14 protein-coding genes and 1 tRNA gene are annotated in these 20414 nt (G+C 47.5%); 10 read left to right on the plus strand and 5 right to left on the minus strand.

Annotation, left to right across the window (positions count from 1 at the left end):
• Positions 1-456: 456 nt before the first annotated feature.
• The gene (locus tag BUB86_RS13315) at positions 457-1980 is read right to left on the minus strand and encodes a carboxylesterase/lipase family protein (protein ID WP_073210351.1); all 1524 of its coding nucleotides are present in this window, start codon (positions 1978-1980) and stop codon (positions 457-459) included.
• A 99-nt stretch (positions 1981-2079) separates the two neighbouring features.
• Entirely contained in the window at positions 2080-4029 is a 1950-nt protein-coding gene (locus BUB86_RS13320; RefSeq protein ID WP_073210353.1) for a TlpA family protein disulfide reductase, read from the minus strand.
• A gap of 253 nt (positions 4030-4282) precedes the next feature.
• On the opposite strand from BUB86_RS13320, the gene BUB86_RS13325 reads away from it, so the two are divergent.
• The gene (locus BUB86_RS13325) at positions 4283-5800 is read left to right on the plus strand and encodes a tetratricopeptide repeat protein (RefSeq protein WP_073210355.1); all 1518 of its coding nucleotides are present in this window, start codon (positions 4283-4285) and stop codon (positions 5798-5800) included.
• A 7-nt stretch (positions 5801-5807) separates the two neighbouring features.
• Here BUB86_RS13325 and BUB86_RS13330 read toward each other — a convergent pair whose 3' ends face one another.
• A complete protein-coding gene (locus tag BUB86_RS13330) occupies positions 5808-6728 on the minus strand; it encodes a DMT family transporter (RefSeq protein WP_073210357.1) in 921 nt (306 codons plus the stop codon).
• A 20-nt stretch (positions 6729-6748) separates the two neighbouring features.
• Entirely contained in the window at positions 6749-7552 is an 804-nt protein-coding gene (murQ, locus tag BUB86_RS13335) for an N-acetylmuramic acid 6-phosphate etherase (RefSeq protein WP_081373256.1), read from the minus strand.
• 115 nt (positions 7553-7667) lie between these two features.
• On the opposite strand from murQ, the gene BUB86_RS13340 reads away from it, so the two are divergent.
• On the plus strand, positions 7668-8966 hold the full coding sequence (locus BUB86_RS13340) for a putative DNA modification/repair radical SAM protein (protein ID WP_073210359.1): 1299 nt from the start codon (positions 7668-7670) through the stop codon (positions 8964-8966).
• 15 nt (positions 8967-8981) lie between these two features.
• Entirely contained in the window at positions 8982-9770 is a 789-nt protein-coding gene (locus BUB86_RS13345; RefSeq protein WP_073210360.1) for a TIGR03915 family putative DNA repair protein, read from the plus strand.
• A 286-nt stretch (positions 9771-10056) separates the two neighbouring features.
• Here BUB86_RS13345 and BUB86_RS13350 read toward each other — a convergent pair.
• Positions 10057-10133 (minus strand) — tRNA-Asn (locus tag BUB86_RS13350).
• 169 nt (positions 10134-10302) lie between these two features.
• Between BUB86_RS13350 and BUB86_RS13355 the strand changes: the two genes are divergently transcribed.
• The 7 genes from BUB86_RS13355 (at position 10303) to sufC (ending at position 20378) form a co-directional block, all read left to right on the plus strand.
• Positions 10303-12066: a S41 family peptidase gene (locus BUB86_RS13355; protein ID WP_073210491.1), complete on the plus strand. Its 1764-nt coding sequence runs from the start codon at positions 10303-10305 to the stop codon at positions 12064-12066.
• Between the two features lie 109 nt (positions 12067-12175).
• Positions 12176-12643 carry a ribosome assembly cofactor RimP gene (rimP, locus tag BUB86_RS13360; protein ID WP_073210362.1) on the plus strand — a complete coding sequence of 156 codons (468 nt, stop codon included), beginning with the start codon at positions 12176-12178 and terminating at the stop codon, positions 12641-12643.
• 15 nt (positions 12644-12658) lie between these two features.
• Positions 12659-13918 carry a transcription termination factor NusA gene (gene nusA, locus BUB86_RS13365; RefSeq protein WP_073210363.1) on the plus strand — a complete coding sequence of 420 codons (1260 nt, stop codon included), beginning with the start codon at positions 12659-12661 and terminating at the stop codon, positions 13916-13918.
• A 35-nt stretch (positions 13919-13953) separates the two neighbouring features.
• Positions 13954-16824, plus strand: coding sequence for a translation initiation factor IF-2 (infB, locus tag BUB86_RS13370; RefSeq protein ID WP_073210364.1), 2871 nt, complete (start codon positions 13954-13956; stop codon positions 16822-16824).
• Positions 16825-16826: 2 nt separating this feature from the next.
• The gene (gene sufB / locus BUB86_RS13375; RefSeq protein WP_073210366.1) at positions 16827-18275 is read left to right on the plus strand and encodes a Fe-S cluster assembly protein SufB; all 1449 of its coding nucleotides are present in this window, start codon (positions 16827-16829) and stop codon (positions 18273-18275) included.
• A gap of 18 nt (positions 18276-18293) precedes the next feature.
• On the plus strand, positions 18294-19601 hold the full coding sequence (locus BUB86_RS13380) for an NCS2 family permease (protein WP_073210368.1): 1308 nt from the start codon (positions 18294-18296) through the stop codon (positions 19599-19601).
• 21 nt (positions 19602-19622) lie between these two features.
• The gene (sufC, locus tag BUB86_RS13385) at positions 19623-20378 is read left to right on the plus strand and encodes a Fe-S cluster assembly ATPase SufC (RefSeq protein ID WP_073210369.1); all 756 of its coding nucleotides are present in this window, start codon (positions 19623-19625) and stop codon (positions 20376-20378) included.
• The last annotated feature ends 36 nt before the right edge of the window (positions 20379-20414 follow it).

Genomic DNA, 20414 nt, shown 5'->3' on the forward strand with positions numbered 1-20414 from the left:
AGTTATAGATTATAGCCAAAATCTTCCTCGACTTCACTCTTAGTGGACACTGCATCACCCAACGGCGTGCTTCGATTCTTTGCTCAGACTCTAAAGACTTTAAAAGGAGGACGGAGGAAAGTCTTGCAAACGATATAGCTACCTATGGCTTACCTAGCGACCAATGATCTCATCCTCCACGGCCACAATCTCTAGCAAAACTACAAAATTCCGACCGCATGTCCTAAAAAAAAAGAGATGTTTAACATCTTACATTTAGAACATTATCTATAATCTGGTGCAAAGGTAAGAGCGATCAAGATACCTATGGCGACGGACAGACACACCGATGGGAATACAAGGCCGACGGCACCACCTTCACCTCAACCTTCGAGATGAATAAAGTAACAGAATAACGCAATGTAACATGATAATAGAAGAAAGGACAGCTTGCGAAAACAAGCTGTCCTTTTTTGTTTATTTCCCTGTGCGGACGAAGGTCATGAAGCGGTCGATGAAATGAATGCGCTGCTGGTTGAGGACGGGGATGAGCGTGGCGCCATTGTTAAACTGCATGACGGTAATCTTATCGGGCTCGAATACGGGCCATTTGGGTAGTCCATTACCGTTGGGGTTTCCACCTGTTTTGGCAAAGTTTACCCAGTATTGCTGCATCAAGTCGCTCACTTTCTTTTCTTGTGGGAATCTGTCGGCCTTGCCATCGAAAGCGCCTTTCAGATACATGATGTCATCGGCATGGGCGGCACCACGACGATTGCCTTTGGCATAGACGGTGGTGTCTGACTTCTGGGCAAGATATGCCACGTAAACAGGACTCTTACCCGTCTGTTTCTGCGAGGTGGCCCAAGCATAGGCAGGCCAGCCGAAACCAATATCGCGGGTTACGTCGCGCAGACTGAAAAGGCGTTCCTCGGCTGTAGCTCCTGGATATAACGCCTTGGCGCTATCGGCCCATTGGGCTGGCAGCTGACGGAAGAACTGCTCATACTGCTCAACGCTCACACTATCGTACTCTACTGCGCCCTCATCGCTATTATGCATAATGAGCACGGGCACATCGTTGTAACTGCCTTTATGATAGAGGGCGTAGACGGGTTCTGGAATCACATAGCCATCAACGATAGGCATGCATAACTGGAAAGAATTATCGTTTCCTGTCAGATCCTTGGCATCCGTTTGGCGCATCTCGGCTATGGAATTCTTCTTCATCTGGTTCATAAACATACTACCATACATCTGGGCCACTTGCTGATTAACCACACTTGTGGGCGACATCATGGCTCCACTCTCACTGATGCAGGCGCGGAACAAGCCTTTAGCCAGCGGTGAGGCACAGAGGACATGACAGCTCGTGGCTCCTGCCGACTCGCCGAAGATAGTAACTTTTGAGGGGTCGCCACCAAAGTTCTTGATGTTGCGCTGTACCCACTGCAAGGCGAAAATCTGATCGAGAATACCGTAGTTGCCAGAGTGACCATCGGCCTCCTTAGCCAGGTCGGCATGGGCCATAAATCCCAAAGCGCCAGCACGATACTCAACAGATACTGTTACTACGCCCTTACTGGCCAGACTCTGCCACAGGTCGCCACCATAATGCTCTGTGCGGAAAGCACCACCATGAATAAACACCATGACGGGCAGAGCCTCTTTGGTGCTCTTGGCTGGTGTAACTACACTCAGATAAAGGCAGTCTTCGCTCATCATGTCGTACTTCACATAGCTCTTTTCGGGCTGTGGGGGCCACTTGGCCACATCTTCTGCCTTCAGCACGCCCTTCCAGGGCTTAGCTGGCTGGGGTGCCTTCCATCGCAAGTCGCCCACAGGAGCTGCTGCATAAGGAATGGCTTTATACACGGCTACGGAACCTTCAAGAACGCCTGCTACGGCACCAGATTCTACCTGAGTTTTCAGCAAGGGCTGAGCCTGCCCCACCATAGCGCCCAGCACTAACATCATGGTGGATAATAGTTTCTTCGACATTTTTAGAAGTTTTACAGTTAAATAATTTACCAATTGGATGGGGCAAATGTAGCAAATTTCGCTTAATGTTCAAAGAAAATTATTACACGTTATTACTCATTAAGTATTTTTTAGCGAAATGTTGAGGATTCGCATAACATCCTCGCCATCGCCAGTCCTGAAGTCGAAGGAATCAGGAAGGGTATCGAACGGTTCGAAGGTGAGCGTGAAGTCGCAGTAATTGATATCGAGTCCGTATTGTTTTGTAACGGTAAATGCTTTCTCTACAGCAATAACATCCTCACCAAGCTTGATACCATCGGCAGCGGTAACCTTATATTTCTTGCCATTAGCAGTAAGATAAGAATCGCGGGCAATAGTGAAACCAAGGCCTTTTTGAGTATAAATACGGAAATGAACTTTGGTACCGCTGGAGCTGGCATCAACTTTGGTGACGGCCAGATTAAGACTGGCAGAATTGTCCTGCTTAGGGCCATTGATAACATCGGCCATTGCCAAGAAACCGCCTGGTACATAACCAGATAGCTCCCAAAGAATACGTCCATTGGGGGCTAACAGTACAAAGAACGGATAGGCATTATAGTCATAATAATGATTCCTAAATTCGCCCTTAAACATCTGTCCATCGCTCCAGTTACTCCATGCCATCTGCTTGCTTCGCTTGTTACGTTGCCATACTGATACAGAATCTAAGTTAATGCCTACGATTTCCAACTTTCCTTTCACCCGTTTATAAACCTCATCTAATTCTGACTCTGACTTGATGCATGCACCACAGTTGACACCCCAAAAGTCGAGCAGTACATAGCGGCCATCGCCCAAGACATCAAACAAGCGATGCTTGTTGCCTTGCAAATCGAAGAATTCGCCGTCTACAGCCTTTTCTCCAATCTGCAGAATATGTGTGGTATCCGTCTCGGCCTTATTTGCCTGAAGCGTATTAGCAGCACTCCTGGTGCCTCGAGCGGTCAAATCGTACGAGTACATATATGGATCGGATCCATCCTGAATATACCCAGAATCAAGGAAAAGCGTCTTGCCATCCTTGGATAGCATAATTTCCTGTCCCAAATGGTCGAGATGGATAATCTGCTGCTTAACGCCATCCCAGTCGTAAACCTCTACCACATTACCATAAGGGAACGGATCTTTCATATCCAGCTGCTTCATTTTCTCGCCCTTACTGTTCAGAGTTTTTTGAAGCACATAGATCCTGTTATTATCAGCACAGCAATGTATACGCTCAATAGGCAATTTCGGCATTCCACCGATTTGAATGGTATCAGAGTATAGTTGGCTCAAGATGTTTGTTTTGGTACCGTCAACAGTAAAGATGAAGGCAAACTTCCCTTTATTTTCGATCCAATACAAAAATCTACCCTTGCCATTGCCAATCAACCCGCTATAATCGGTATATACCATCAACTTCTCACCATTCAAAGCTTCAGGCGTACTATCGTTAGGCCAATAGTCAAGAGGCGTAAAGGTCTGGTTCTTGTAGTTAACTATTGAGAAGATGTGGTGCTGATCGCTTTCAGGCGTACCTACCACAAGCAGGGTGGAGTCGGTCAACACTTCGAACCTGTTTCCACCCATATAGAAAGAAGTCATTTTGCTAAGGTCGTATTTCTCCCAGTTATTAGGATCCTTCATAGCTGCAATATCGTCAGTCTTCTTTATTTTAGTCAGCGAAATCAACGACAGACTTATCATATTCTCTTCAAAAGGATGATCCAGAATATATAAGGCGCCATCCTGATCTTGCGACAATGACATTTCTCCAAACTCATTCTGTCCATGTCCTTTCGTAAACACCTTTTCTGCTTTCTGCCATTCTGTTTTGGTCAGTTTTCCTGCACAGAAGCTCCAATCATTATCTATGGCATAGATATTGTCGGCAAACATGTATTTGGGCCATATGCCCTTGTTCACATCTCTTTTCACAAGCTGCCCCTCGAGGAACACCTCAAATTCTACACTACTCTTGTCGGCGCAAGAGAATAATGGTAACATACCAATAAGGAATACAATTAAATTTTTAGCTTTCATAATTCAACAAATTTTGATTAATCCGATGGCAAAGATATGAATAAAAAGATGAATGATACAAGCATTTTTGTAGAAAAATGCAATAGTGGGTGTTGCATATATTTAGAAGCTAAATGCTTGATAATAAGACAAATAAGAAGAATGCAACAGATAAAAAAGTAGCTGAGAGGGACGGGCTAAGACGGAGAAAAACATGAAAAGATTTGGAAATATGATGAAAAGGCCGTAATTTTGCCATCAAAAATTAATCAATATGAAGAAACCATTTATCATACTGGTAATCATGACTATTATGACAGGTTGTGCCAAATGGCAGAACCCCCAGTTCATACCGGTTTGGAAAACGATAGAAACCAAACCCGAAGTGGCTCGCGTCATTTTATCAAAGATCAACAAGGACGCACTGACGGAGAGCGGAATGGCAGAATACTGCCTACTGAAGACAATAGTAGACTATAAGACTCATGTAGACATAGATAATGATTCGCTCATATCTGCCAGCATAACCTATTACAACCAGCATGGAAACGAGTGGCATCGCGGGCGCGCCTACTTCTATCGTGGCGTACTGAAAATGTACAGGTTCGGCAATATCATTGAGGCCGTAAGAGACTTTAAGGTGGCAGAATATATATCAGAGAAAACAGACGATGAAGATCTGAAAACTCACGTCTACGATTATCTGGCTCAAGTGAACCACTACTTCAGGAACTATCCGTCGATACTGAGGTATTCGCATAAGCTGCTTGACATCAGCACAGAAAGAAAAGACAGTGCGATGATGCTGAAAAACCTGATGATGTGCGCCACAACTCATGCCGACATGGACCAGATGGACAGCGCCTATTTCTATATAAAGAAAGGTATAGAACTGGAGAAACATGCTAACATGGACCAACTGCAGGACATCTACAGCATGATGGCAGAGATATATGCTGATCAAGGAGAAACCGCCAAGGCACAAGCGTACTTGGATAAATGGAAGCAGACTGACAGCAACAACACCAAGTGGTATCTGATACCTGCATACATCAGGAAAGCTCAGGGCGAATACGATATGGCCATCCGACTGGCTGAAATGGGACTAACTTCCGGTGACCAGAATGTACGTAGGAAATGTCTGGTACTTCTAGCTGAGCTGTACCATCTTAAGGGCGAAAAAGAGAAAGCCGAAGAAACAAGGTTGCTGATAGGTTCATACGATGATATGAAATATACCAATCAGGCCATGATGATGGTTGACTGGCAACAGAATATAGATGAGCAACGACTGACGAAGGATTTCTATCGCCAGACGACATGGATGCAGAGACTTATTATCGGCATCGTTATTGTAGTGGTAATAGCCGTTGCAGCAGGCATGTGGTGGCACCGCAGAAAGGTTCACAGACTTAGTTCGCAACTGGATGAGGACGCCCGAAACACCAGCGAACTGAACACCAAGGTAGGGCTACTGGAGAATCGTATGGAGCACATATCTAATACGCTGCTTATAGGCACGCAGATGTATAACCAATTGCAGCAACGCCAAAGTATAGCCGAGGCCACAGCCAAGGAGCAGCAGAGTCTAGTAGACTACTTTGCCCAGCTGCGCCCCAAGCGCTGGCAGGAATGGGGAAAGAAGTATAAGAACCTGTCGACAGCCCAATACGTGTTCCTGATTATGCAAGACGACCTGCGCTACGATGACGAAGCCATCGCCACCGTGCTCGACGTGAAGCGCACATCCGTACGCAGCATGCGCTCAAGAATCAAAAGCCGCGAAAAATAAGACGCTTCTATCCGAGGAAGAACAGACTGACGCCTACTACAGAGATCACAGCTCCTATAACGGCGCGCCAGGTAATCTTCTGCTTGAAGAGCCAATAAGATGGCAACAGAATAATAATAGGTGTCATCGCCATTAATGTAGAGGCTATGCCAGCCGCCGTATACTGAACAGCCATCAGCGAGAATCCCACACCAATAAAGGGACCGAAGATAGTGGTGGCAGTAGCAACAGCGAGCCCTTTCTTGTCGTGCATAGCCTCGCGCAGAGGATCTAAGCCCTTGCGGAAATAGAGCAAAGCGGTGAATCCGATGATACCTGCAATGCAGCGATAGAAGTTGGCACTGAAAGGCACCAGCCACTCTGGCATATCGGCTGTGGCCTGATAATGGTCCATACCTATCTTACTAAGAACCAAACCTATGCCTTGGCACATAGCTGCTCCAACGGCAAACAGCACGCCGTTGAGTGGCAGCTTGAGCGACACCTTGTGATGCTCGCCTCGGCCAAGTACAGAGATGCTGATACCAGCCAGAGTGATGAACATAGCCAGCAGAGCCGAACCCGACATCTGCTGCCCCAGCGTAACCCAAGCCATCAAGGCTGCTGATAATGGGGCCAGTGTCATAAACAACTGTCCGTAGCGCGAACCTATAATAATATAGCACTGGAAGAGGCAGAAGTCGCCTATCACATAGCCTACCAGTCCTGACAGTAGCATCCATCCCATAGCCTCGGGAGTAGCACCTGCCGGCAATGGTGAACCTGAAACAAATACAAACAACACCAGCGAGAACACCAGCGCTAAAGCCATACGTAATACGTTCAGCGTAAGATTACCCAATCGTTTGCTGCCAAATTCGCTGAGCAGCGCAGTAGCCGTCCATGAGAAAGCTACACCAATAGAAATTAATTCTCCAATATAAGTCATTGCTTAGTATAACACATTATTTATCTTAATACCTTATCTACACTACCCGCTTCAAGCAGTCTGCGGCGGGCCTCATCATATGGAAGGTTTAATGATTCTGCTATCATTCTGGTACCACGGTCAATAAGCTTCTCGTTGGTAAGCTGCATCTTAACCATACGATTACCCTTTACACGGCCCATCTTAATCATCAGCGATGTTGATATCATGTTCAGCACCATTTTCTGCGCTGTGCCGCTCTTCATACGACTTGAGCCAGTAACAAACTCCGGCCCTACTATCGTTTCAATGGGATATTCGGCTGCAGCAGCTAGTGGCGTGTTAGGATTGCTGGTGATGCAACCAGTGAGCAACCCTTGTTTGCGGGCCTCCTCGATAGCACCAATCACGTAGGGAGTAGTGCCCGAGGCAGCTATACCTATCACACAGTCTTCGGCTGTTGGCTTGTAGACAACCAGATCCTGCCAACCTCTACTGGCATCATCCTCAGCATGCTCTACGGCACGCTTCAGAGCCTCATCGCCACCTGCTATGATACCTACCACCCAATCTGGCGAAGCACCAAAAGTAGGAGGCAGTTCGCTGGCATCAAGTACGCCTAGACGCCCACTGGTTCCTGCACCTACGTAGAAAAGTCGGCCACCTTGCTTCATCTTAGGCTCAATGGCTTTTACCAGTGCCTCTATCTGTGGAATCACCTGATGCACAACTTCGGCCACCACCCTATCCTCGCGGTTGATAGCCTCAAGTATCTCGCCCGTTTCCATCTGTTCCAGGTGGTCATAGTGCGATGGCTGTTCGGTGATTTTATCCTCAATCTTCACTATTATTCAATTTGGCTGCAAAGGTAATACAATCAACAGATGTATTCTCTCTTTTAGGGGTTAAATAATGCTAAATGGGATATATCTCAGATTGTTTTTGTACCTTTGCAGCCGTATGACAGAGAAGACGATGGAGAAGTTGCGGATACTAGCAGAGTCGGCGAAGTACGATGTGTCGTGCTCGTCGAGCGGTACCGTGCGTTCTGGTAAGAAGGGCATGGTGGGTTCTACCGTTGGTGGTGTGGGCATCTGCCACTCATTTGCCGACGATGGGCGTTGTATCTCGCTGCTCAAGGTAATGCTAACCAACTATTGCATGTACGACTGCGCCTATTGCATCAATCGCCGTACTAACGATATCAGGCGTGCCACACTATCCGTATCCGAGCTCGAAGAAATCGTCATGGAGTTCTATCGCCGCAATTACATCGAAGGATTGTTCCTATCGAGTGGTGTGGTGCGCAATCCTGATTATACGATGGAACGGCTGACAGCCATTGTGCGCGATCTGCGTACTGTGCATCGTTTCAATGGCTATATCCACCTGAAGACCATTCCAGGAGCATCGCAGGAACTGTTGCAGGAGGCTGGCCTCTATGCCGACCGAATGAGCATCAATATAGAGATTCCAAAAGAGGAGTCGCTCAAGGCGCTAGCGCCCGAGAAGGACCACAAGAGCATCTTCCTGCCCATGACACAGATTCAGCAAGGCGTACTTGAGAATAAGGAGGATCGCAAGAAGTACCGCCACGCCCCAAGGTTTGTTCCTGCAGGTCAGTCTACACAGATGATTGTAGGAGCCACCAAGGAGACCGACCTTGACATTCTGAAGATGTCGAACACCATGTATCAGCAGCCCACCATGCGCCGTGTGTATTACTCTGGCTACGTGAGCGTGAACACTTACGACCCACGACTGCCAGTACTTAAGCAACCGCCACTGGTACGCGAGAACAGACTTTATCAAGCCGACTGGCTGATGCGATTCTACCACTTCAAGGTAGATGAGATTGTGGACGATAAGCATGCGCATCTTGACCTCGATGTAGACCCGAAACTTGGTTGGGCCCTCCGCCATCCGGAGTTCTTTCCCGTTGATATCAATAGCGCTCCTTACGAGGATATTCTCCGCGTGCCAGGCATCGGAGTGAAGAGTGCCGTGCTGATTGTAAACAGTCGCCGATTCAACCGCGTTACCAGCTATCACCTAAAAAAGATGGGGGTGGTAATGAAGAAGGCTAAGTATTTCATTACCTGTGGTGAGCTCACTTCGAGTTTCTCGCAGCCCATCATCGGTATCAACGAGATTCGCCCAGAACGCCTGCGCCCTCTTCTGCTCTCGAAGGCTCAACAGAAAAGGGTAGCCGCCGAACAACAACTGATGATTGACTTTGGCGAAGACCAAAATTCGTAAAATCCGTACCCCCAGATGCAAGTATTCATTTTCGATAATACCCTCGATGGACTGTTGACGGCTGTGTTCGACAGTTTCTTCCTCAAGCAACAGCCCGAATACCTGTTGGCTGAGGGCGATCAGTTGCCCTTGTTTGCCGATGAGCCTCACCATGTGATAACAGATAGTGAGCATGCCGAACGGGTATGGAAGGGGTTAGAGAAGTATCTCTCAAAAGAAGGGCTGCATATGATTTCCGTCAGTTGGCTGTCTGAGGAGCACACGCTTAATCAGCCGCTATTCAACTTTATCTGCAAGGTGTTTCGTACGAAAGTGAGAGAGCTGGAGCGCAATGCCAGCGACCCTGATGTGCTCGAGGTGCGTAACAGTTGTCGCAGAGTGCTGCACGAACAACTGCGAATGAAGCAGTTTATCCGGTTCCAGAAAGCTAAGGATGGTACCTATCTGGCAGTCATATCGCCCGATCATAATGTGCTACCACTTATCATCGACCACTTTCAAGACCGTTTTAACGATCAGCCTTGGCTCATCTATGATGCCCATCGCCACTACGGCTACTATTATGACGGTTCAGCATCCCCCATCCGTATCACTTTTGAGGATGAGGCAGCAGTACCTTTCGACCTAAGTAATGGCAAACTCGATGAAGACGTTCTTAGCGAAAACGATAAGATATTCCAAGACCTCTGGCGCACCTACTTCAAGGCCATCTGCATCAAAGAGCGTATGAATCCGAAAAAACAACTTAGTGACATGCCGCGCAGGTATTGGAAATACATGACCGAGAAGAACGCTACCCAATGACTGGTCACATGGTCACAGCTGTGACCATGTGATCGATACTAATGCTTTATGAGGACAAAAGCTAAAGCTAGCAGGGGCGATAGTTAGGGATAATAGGGGTAATACAGTAACTTTGTGATTGATTGCCTATATCCAAACGGTTGTGCGCCTATATGCAAACGATTATGCGCCTATACGCAAACGACTGTTCGTTTATAGCCAAATTGAAACGTACTCCAGCACAAGCGTAGGCTATAGAAACAAAAGGCTTATAAAACAAAAAAGTCTCAACCTTTCGATTGAGACTTGGCGCTTCAGGATGGGCTTGAACCAACGACCCCCTGATTAACAGTCAGGTGCTCTAACCAACTGAGCTACTGAAGCAGTCATTGCTGTTAAGCGGGTGCAAAAGTACGACGTTTTTTCGAAACTACCAAACTTTTTTGGAAAAAAATGACTATAAACCTTAATTTTTTTCATTTTTCCTACAAAAATGTATGTTTTTCGGCTAGAATCATTTAATTTTGCAGCCATAAAACAATAATTATAGATGATGATGAAGAAGCAAATAATCATAGCTCTATGTGCAATGACACTATCAGCCACTTCCACGATGGCTCAGAAACCAAACGACCACAATTTCGAGGTGGCCAAGCAGCTGGATATTCTGAATCACGTATACAAGAATCTGGATCTGCTATATGTTGACACGCTGAACCCGAAGGAGACAGTGGGTACGGCTATCAACGCCATGCTTCGCAGTCTGGACCCCTATACTGAATATTATGCGCAGGATGAAACAAAGAATCTGCGCCAAATGCTTACTGGTAAGTATGCCGGCATAGGTGCCATTGTACGCAAGCATCAGAAGTTGGATCGCGTGGTAATCGATGAACCATACGAGAATATGCCTGCTGCCGAAGCCGGACTGAAAAAGGGCGATGTCATACTAAGTATAGATGACTCGCTCATGACAAATAAGGAGGTGGGATATGTTAGTAACCATCTGCGTGGTGAGCCAGGAACAAGTTTCCTTCTGAAGGTTATGCGACCTTCAACAGGCAAATTGATGAGATTTAAGATTACCCGCCGCAACATCAAACTGCCAGAGATGCCATATTACGGAATTAAAGATGGCGTAGGCTACATCTCGCTGAACCAATTTACAGAGGGATGTGCCAAGGAAGTTCGTCGAGCATTCGTGGATTTGAAGAAACAGGGTGCCACATCTCTCATCTTCGACCTGCGTGGTAATGGTGGCGGTTCGGAACAAGAGGCTGTTGACATACTAAACATCTGGTTGCCTAAAGGACTGAAGGTGGTAGAGAACCGAGGCAAGATACGCCAAGCAAACAAGGAATACCAGACCCGTATAGAACCTGTTGACACACTGATGCCAATGGTGGTGCTGGTGAACGGCGAGACGGCATCGGCCAGCGAGATTTCAAGCGGAGCTCTGCAGGATCTCGATCGCGCCATAATATTAGGTACGCGTACGTACGGGAAGGGATTGGTTCAGGTGCCCATCGACCTACCCTACAACACCAATATGAAGGTAACAACATCGAAGTACTACATACCAAGTGGTCGTTGTATTCAAGCATATAACTACAAGCGTGGCGTAGGCTACCAAGAGCACATACCCGACTCGCTTACCAAAGTATTCTACACCCGCAATGGGCGTGAGGTTCGCGATGGCGGAGGCATCATGCCTGATGTAGAACTGAAGGGCGACACCATACCTAACATTGCTTTCTATCTATCGGCTAGTGGCCAGGATTCTACCGAGGTAATGTTCGACTATGTAGTGGAGTACATATCGAAGCACCCAACGATTGCCCCTGCTACAGAGTTCCACATCAGCGATGCCGATTGGCAGGAATTCAAGAATCGTGTGATAAAGAGTAGATTTACCTACGACCCAGTGAGCAAAAAGCAGTTGGCAGAGCTGGTAAAGACAGCTAAATTTGAAGGTTATTACGATGATGCCAAGAAGACTTTTGACGAGTTGGAAAAGCAGTTGAACCACAACGTGGCTACCGATCTTGACAAGCATGAGCGCGTTTTGCGCCAAGTACTTGAGAGCGAGATTATTGCCGCTTACTATTACCAGCGTGGCACCATCGAGGCCAGTCTGAATTACGACAAGCAAGTTAAGGAGGCAATACGCCTGCTGAAGAATCTGGAAGAATACAAAACCATCCTGAAGCCTAAGAAACAAAAGCAGACAGCCCAGCTGATACAATTACAGAAGAAATCATCTGTCCACATAACCCAAAAAGCTGCTAAACCGATGATTTTTAGCGATTTGGCGTAAAAAAGTGATTAAAAATTTGGAGGATTGCAGAAATATTCGTAATTTTGCACCCGTTCAGCGGAATGAGAGGCTCGAAAGAGTCTCTCATTTCACATTTAAATACTGATAGATGATAAATAAAGAGATTATTCAAACATTAACGGAAGAGTGGTTGCAAGGCAACGAATACTTCCTTGTAGACATTAACTTTGCGGCAGAAGACCGTATCGTAATCGAAATCGACCATGCCGATGGCGTATGGATCGAAGATTGTGCAGAATTGAGCCGTTTCCTCCAGGAGCGCCTGGGCGAGGAACTCGGAGAATATGAACTGGAGGTTGGCAGTGCCGGACTGGGGCAGCCCTTCAAGGTGCCCCAACAGTACATCAACCACATTGGCGACACCCTCGAGGTGCTGCAGGCCGATGGTAAGAAGGTACAGGGTGTGCTGAAGGCTGTTGATGCCCCCAACTTTACTATTACCGTACAGGAAAAACAGAAGCAGGAAGGCAAGAAGCGCCCCGTTTTGGTAGATGTTGACAAAACCTACCAGATGGACGAGGTGAAGTATGCTAAATATTTACTCGCATTCAAATAAAAAAATAAAGATACAATGGCAATCAAGAAAGAAGAGAAGGGCCCCTCAATGATTGAGACCTTCCAGGAATTTAAGGAAACCAAAAACATCGATCGTACCACACTGGTAAGCGTACTGGAAGAAAGCTTCCGTAACGTTATTGCCAAGATCTTTGGTTCGGACGAGAATTTTGACGTGATTGTAAACCCCGATAAGGGCGACTTTGAGATTCACCGCAACCGTGTGGTAGTTGCCGATGGCGAGGTGATAGATGAGAACAAGGAAATCGAGCTGAGCGAGGCTCAGAAGATTGAACCCGACTACGAGGTTGGCGAAGAGGTTTCTGAGGAGGTTAACTTCCAGAAGTTCGGTCGCCGTGCTATTCTGAACCTGCGCCAGACACTGGCTTCAAAGATTCTTGAGCTGGAGCACGACTCACTCTACCAGAAGTACAAGGATAAGGTACACACAGTGGTTAGCGGCGAGGTGTACCAGATTTGGAAACGCGAGGTACTGCTGATTGACGATGAGGGTAATGAGCTGCACTTGCCAAAGCAGGAGCAGATTCCATCAGACAACTACCACAAGGGTGAGACCGTACGTGCCATTGTGAAGGAGGTACAGAACGAGAACAACAACCCACGCATTATCCTGAGCCGTACAAGTCCAGAGTTCCTGGAGCGTCTGCTCGAGGCTGAAGTTCCTGAGATTCAGGACGGTCTGATTACCATCAAGCGCGTAGCTCGCATCCCTGGCGATCGTGCTAAGGTTGCCGTTGAGAGCTACGATGACCGTATCGACCCTGTAGGAGCCTGCGTAGGTGTTAAGGGTAGCCGTGTTCATGGTATCGTTCGTGAGCTGTGCAATGAGAATATCGACGTTATCAACTACTCAAGCAACACTCAGCTGTTCATTCAGCGCGCTCTGAGTCCAGCAAAGATTTCCAGCATCAACATCGATGCCGAGAACCACAAGGCCGAAGTTTATCTGCAGCCCGAAGAGGTTTCACTGGCCATCGGTCGTGGCGGTATGAACATCAAGTTGGCTTCTATGCTTACTGAGTATACTATCGATGTATTCCGCGTACTGAACGAGGGTGAGGCCGATGAGGATATCTATCTGGATGAGTTCTCTGACGAGATTGACCAGTGGGTTATCGATGCCATCAAGGCCATCGGACTGGATACAGCTAAGGCTGTGCTCAATGCTCCACGTGAGATGCTGATTGAAAAGGCCGACCTCGAGGAAGAGACTGTCGACCAACTGCTGGATGTACTCCGTGCGGAGTTTGAGTAAGAAGTGAATAGTGAAAAGTGAAAAGTGAAAAGTAAATGGGAGTTAGATTAAATAAAGTATTAACAGAACTGAATATCGGACTTCAGACGGCAGTTGACTATCTGAAGAAGAAGAACTTGGGTGAGATTAACGATGCCACTATGAATACCAAAATCAGCGATGAGCAGTATAATGCGCTGGTTAAGGAGTTCAAAGGCGACAAGGATGTTAAGACCCAAGCCGGTATGATGTTCCCCAAGAAGGAGAAGAAAGCAAAACCCGAACACAAGCCTGAGTCAACAGTGGTACAGGTGAAGGAGGAGGTGAAGCAGACTTTCACTCCATTAGGAAAGATTGACCTAAGTACTATTGGTAAGCCCAATAAGTCGCAGGAAGAAAAGCCCAAGGCTCAAGTTGCTGAACAGCCTAAGCCCGAGGTTAAACCAGAAGTGAAGCCCGAGCCTAAGCCACAGCCTGCTGCACCAAAGCCTGAGGCTAAACCCGAACCCAAGGTTGAGGTTAAGCCTGAGCCAAAGCCAGAGCCCAAACCACAGCCTGTTGCTGAGGTTAAGCCAGAGCCAAAGCCCGAGGTAAAAGCAGAGCCAAAGGTACAGCCAACTGCACCAAAGTCTGAGCCTGAGCAGAAGCCCGCTGCTGATTCATCGATCTTCACACTGAAGAGCGAGAAGAAGATGGCTCCAAACTTCAATGTTGTTGGAAAGATCGACCTCGACTCACTGAACCAGAGCACTCGTCCTAAGAAGAAGTCGAAGGAGGAGCGCCGTAAGGAGCGTGAGGAAAAGCAGGCTCAGATGCACAATGGCGAGAAGAAGAAGCGCGAGCGCATTCACGGCGGTAAAGAGCGTGTTGACATCGAGGCTGCAGCCAATCAGGAAAGCGGCAACAAGGGTAGCAACAATAATAATAAAAAGAACAAGGGTGGTAACCAGAACTTCCAGGATGGTGGCAACCAGGGCGGAAAGAAGAACAAGAAGAACCGCTCATTCCAGAAGCCACTTGAGGTTGACGATGAGGCAGTAGCACGCCAGGTAAAGGAGACTCTAGCTCGTCTGACATCGAAGAACCAGAACAAGAAGGGTGCCAAGTATCGTCGTGAAAAGCGTGATGCCGTTGCAGAGCGTATGAACGAGGAGATGGCAGCAGAGGCAGCACAGAGCAAGGTACTGAAACTGACTGAGTTCGTGACTGTATCTGAGCTGGCAACCATGATGAACGTTGGTGTAAACCAGGTTATCGGTACCTGTATGAGCATCGGTATCATGGTGTCGATCAACCAGCGTCTGGATGCTGAGACCATCAACATCGTTGCTGAGGAGTTCGGATTCACCACAGAATATGTATCAGCTGAAGTTCAGAACGCTATTACTGAGGAGGAGGACGACGAGAACGATCTGATTTCTCGCGCTCCAATCGTAACCGTGATGGGACACGTTGACCATGGTAAGACTTCGCTGCTCGACCACATCCGCAACACCAACGTGATTGCCGGTGAGGCTGGTGGTATCACCCAGCACATTGGTGCTTACAACGTGAAGTTGAAGGATGGCCGACAGATTACATTCCTGGATACCCCTGGTCACGAGGCATTTACCGCCATGCGTGCCCGTGGTGCTCAGGTAACTGATATCGCCATCATCATCGTTGCTGCCGACGACTCGGTGATGCCTACTACCAAGGAGGCCATCGCCCACGCTCAGGCTGCCAATGTACCAATGGTATTCGCTATCAACAAGATAGATAAGCCAGGTGCTAACCCCGATAAGATTCGTGAGGACCTGGCCAACATGAACCTGCTTGTTGAGGAATGGGGTGGTAAGTACCAGTGTCAGGAGATTAGCGCCAAGAAGGGTATTGGTGTCGACGAGCTGCTGGAGAAAGTTCTGCTCGAGGCCGAGATGCTCGACCTGAAGGCTAATCCAAACCGTAAGGCTACTGGTTCTATCATCGAGAGTTCGCTCGATAAGGGTCGTGGATATGTTTCTACCGTACTCGTTTCAAACGGTACTCTTAAGGTAGGCGACGTGGTGATTGCAGGAACTGCTTGGGGTAAGGTTAAGGCTATGTTCAACGAGCGTAACCAGCGCATCGAGGAGGCAGGCCCAGCCGAGCCAGCTATCATCCTTGGTTTGAACGGTGCTCCAACTGCTGGCGACTCATTCCACGTAATGGAGAGTGAGCAGGAGGCCCGCGAAATTGCAAACAAGCGTATCCAACTGCAGCGTGAGCAGAGCTTGCGTACTACAACCAAGCTTGGTCTCGACGAGCTGTCGCACCGTATTGCTCTGGGTGAGTTCCACGAGCTTAACATCATTGTTAAGGGTGATACCGACGGATCTATCGAGGCTCTCTCTGATTCGTTCATCAAGCTTTCTACCGAGAAGGTTCAGGTAAACGTTATCAACAAGGCCGTAGGTCAGATTTCAGAGAACGATGTTATGCTGGCATCTGCTTCTGAGGCTATCATCATCGGATTCCAGGTTCGTCCTTCGGCCGATGCCCGTAAGGCTGCCGATCGCGAGGGCGTGGAGATCAATACCTACTCTATCATCTACGATGCTATCGACGATGTAAAGCAGACCATGCAGGGTATGCTTGACAAGGTTAAGAAGGAGATTCTTGCTGGTGAAATCGAGGTTAAGCAGGTATTCAAGATTTCTAAGGTTGGTACTGTTGCCGGTGGTCTGGTTACCAATGGTAAAGTACATAACAAGGACAAGGCTCGCGTTATCCGCGATGGTATCGTGATCCATACTGCTCCTATCGATGCCCTGAAGCGCTACAAGGACGATGCCAAGGAAGTGGCTACCGGACTGGAGTGCGGTATCTCACTGGTTAACTTCAACGATATCCAGGTAGGTGATATCATCGAGACCTTCACAGAGATCGAGGTAGAACAGAAACTTTAAGAATGTCAGAACAGAAGAATGAATTTGTACGTCAGGTGGCTGAGCAAAAATACGAGTTTGGCTTTACCACCGACGTACATACTGAGATAATAGAGAAAGGGCTGAACGAGGATATCGTTCGGCTCATCTCTGCTAAGAAAGGGGAGCCCGAGTGGATGCTCGAGTTCCGCTTAAAAGCGTTCCGGTACTGGAAGGAACAGACGGAGCCTAAATGGGGACATGTGCATGTGCCCGAGATTGATTATCAGGCTATTAGCTACTATGCAGACCCACTAGCCAAAAAGCCAGAGGGAGACGGTAAGATTGATCCAGAACTTGAGAAGACCTTTGATAAACTAGGTATTCCTCTCGAGGAGCGTTTGGCATTGAGTGGTAATACCGCCGTTGATGCCATCATGGACTCGGTATCGGTTAAGACCACCTTCAAGGAGAAACTTCGCGAGAAAGGAGTCATCTTCTGCTCAATTGGTGAGGCTATCAAGGAACATGGCGACTTGGTACGTCAGTACTTGGGAACCGTTGTGCCTTACAAGGATAATTTCTTTGCAGCCCTTAACTCGGCTGTATTCAGCGATGGATCGTTTGTATATATCCCTAAGGGCGTTCGCTGTCCTATGGAGCTGAGCTCTTATTTCCGTATCAACGCAAGAAATACAGGTCAGTTTGAGCGTACATTGATTATTGCCGACGACGATGCTTACGTATCGTATTTGGAGGGATGTACAGCCCCCATGCGCGACGAGAACCAGCTTCATGCTGCCATCGTAGAGATTATCGTAATGAATCGAGCTGAGGTAAAGTACTCAACCGTTCAGAACTGGTATCCTGGCGATGAAAACGGAAAGGGAGGCGTGTTGAATCTGGTAACCAAACGTGGCGACCTACGTGGTGTCGACTCAAAGCTGTCATGGACTCAGGTTGAGACAGGATCGGCCATCACATGGAAGTATCCATCGTGCATCCTGCGTGGCGATAACAGCGTGGCCGAGTTCTACTCAGTAGCTGTTACCAACAACTATCAGGAAGCCGATACCGGTACCAAGATGATTCATATAGGTAAGAACACTAAGAGTACCATCATCTCTAAGGGTATCTCGGCTGGCCACTCGCAGAACTCGTATCGCGGACTGGTTCGTGCTACATCAACTGCTGATAATGCACGTAACTACTCATCGTGCGACTCGCTATTGCTGGGCTCTGATTGCGGTGCTCACACCTTCCCCTATATGGATGTGCACAACGATACAGCCGTATTCGAGCACGAGGCAACCACCTCGAAGATCTCGGAAGATCAGCTGTTCTACTGCAACCAGCGCGGCATACCAACCGAGCAGGCTGTAGGACTTATCGTTAACGGCTACGCCAAAGAGGTGCTGCAAAAGCTGCCTATGGAATTTGCCGTAGAAGCTCAGAAACTTTTAAGTGTATCATTAGAAGGAACTGTAGGATAATTAAAAACTATAAACATTATGTTAGAGAAATTATTTGGATTTGATTCCTCCAAAATGACTTTGCGCAAGGAGGTTATTGGTGGCATTACCACGTTCTTAACAATGGCTTATATTTTAGCCGTGAATCCCAGCATCCTCTCAGCTACTGGAATGGATGCAGGTGCCGTGTTTACCACAACGTGTATCTCGGCTGTAGTGGGCACCTTGGTGATGGCTATCTATGCCAAGCTACCTTTTGCTTTGGCACCTGGTATGGGGCTGAATGCCTTCTTTGCATTCACTGTAGTGCTCACCATGGGCTATTCGTGGCAGTTTGCACTCACCGCAGTCATGATTGAAGGACTCATATTCATTTTGCTCACCGTTACAGGTCTGCGCCAACATATTGTCAACGCCATTCCTCTGGTTATGCGTCGAGCCATCAGCCCAGGAATCGGACTGTTTATCGCCTTTGTAGGACTGAAGGGTGCTGGTATTGTAGCATCATCAGAGGCAACATTCATTACATTGGGTAATTTGCACGACCCTGCAGTACTATTGAGTATTTTTGGTATTTTACTCACTGCAGCACTCTTGGTTAGGAATGTTACAGGAGCATTGCTTATAGGAATCTTGGTTACAACCATCGTGGGCATCCCATTAGGCGTTACCAATTACTCTGGTATCATGTCAGTACCACCATCTATCAGCCCTATCTTCATGCAGTTTGAGTGGCACAATATATTCACGGTAGATATGGTTGTTGTGGTTCTAACATTCCTGTTCATCGACATGTTTGATACCATCGGAACCCTTATTGGTGTATCTAACCGTGCAGGTATGGTTGACGACAACGGTAACGTGAAGAACCTGAATCAGGCCTTTATGGCCGATGCCATCGGCACAACCATAGGAGCTATGCTCGGTACATCTACCGTGACCACATACGTAGAGAGTGCATCAGGCGTAAACGTAGGTGGACGCTCTGGTCTAACCAGCTTTACCGTGGCTATCTGCTTTATTGTGGCATTGCTCTTTGCACCATTGTTCCTGGCTATTCCTGCTCAAGCCACAGCAGCAGCGCTGATTCTGGTGGGCGTCATGATGATGCACGACATCCGAAAGGTTGATTTCTCTAATTATGTAACAGCTATACCTTGTTTTGTATGTATCGTGCTCATGCCGCTTACCTATAGCATTTCCGATGGTATTCTCATGGGAGTGATTTCTTATGTGCTGATACATCTGCTATCGGGCACATTCAAAGATAAGGACGAGCGTAACAACATGAACTGGGGAACCATTCTTCTGGCTGTTCTGTTCATCTGCCGTTACGCATTCCTATAGTTCGAAGCAAAAGATAAAAATATGTTAGAAGTAAAGAACTTACACGCCAAGATTGGCGACAAAGAAATATTAAAAGGCATTGATCTTGTCATTAACGATGGCGAGACACATGCCATCATGGGCCCTAATGGCTCGGGTAAGTCAACCCTGAGTGCTGTACTTGTGGGCAATCCGCTCTACGAGGTTACTGAAGGCGAAGCTTACTTTAATGGCAAGAATCTGCTGGAGATGAAACCTGAGGACAGAGCCCACGAGGGACTCTTCCTGAGTTTTCAGTATCCTGTTGAAATTCCAGGTGTGTCGATGACCAACTTTATGAAGGCCGCCATCAACGAGAAGCGTAAATATCAGGGCCTGGAGCCTATGAATGCTGCCGAATTCCTGAAGTTGCAGCGTGAAAAGCGTAAGATTGTAGAGCTTGACTCTAAGCTGGCCAACCGCTCGGTAAACGAGGGCTTTAGCGGTGGTGAGAAGAAGCGTAACGAGATATTCCAGATGGCTATGCTCGAGCCAAAGCTGAGCATCCTTGATGAGACGGATTCAGGTCTTGATGTGGATGCCATGCGCATTGTGGCAGAGGGTGTAAACAAGCTTCAGACATCTGAGACATCGTGTATCGTTATCACTCACTACGACCGTCTGCTCGAGATGATTAAGCCTCAGTTTGTACATGTGCTCTATAAAGGTCGCATCGTAAAGACTGGCGGCCCAGAGCTGGCTGTGCAGATTCAGGAGCACGGTTACGATTGGATTAAGGAAGAAATCGGAGAAGAGTGATCATAATTGATAATTGAAAATTGATAATTGATAATT

Source organism: Xylanibacter ruminicola, assembly GCF_900142525.1.
GTDB lineage: Bacteria > Bacteroidota > Bacteroidia > Bacteroidales > Bacteroidaceae > Prevotella > Prevotella ruminicola_A.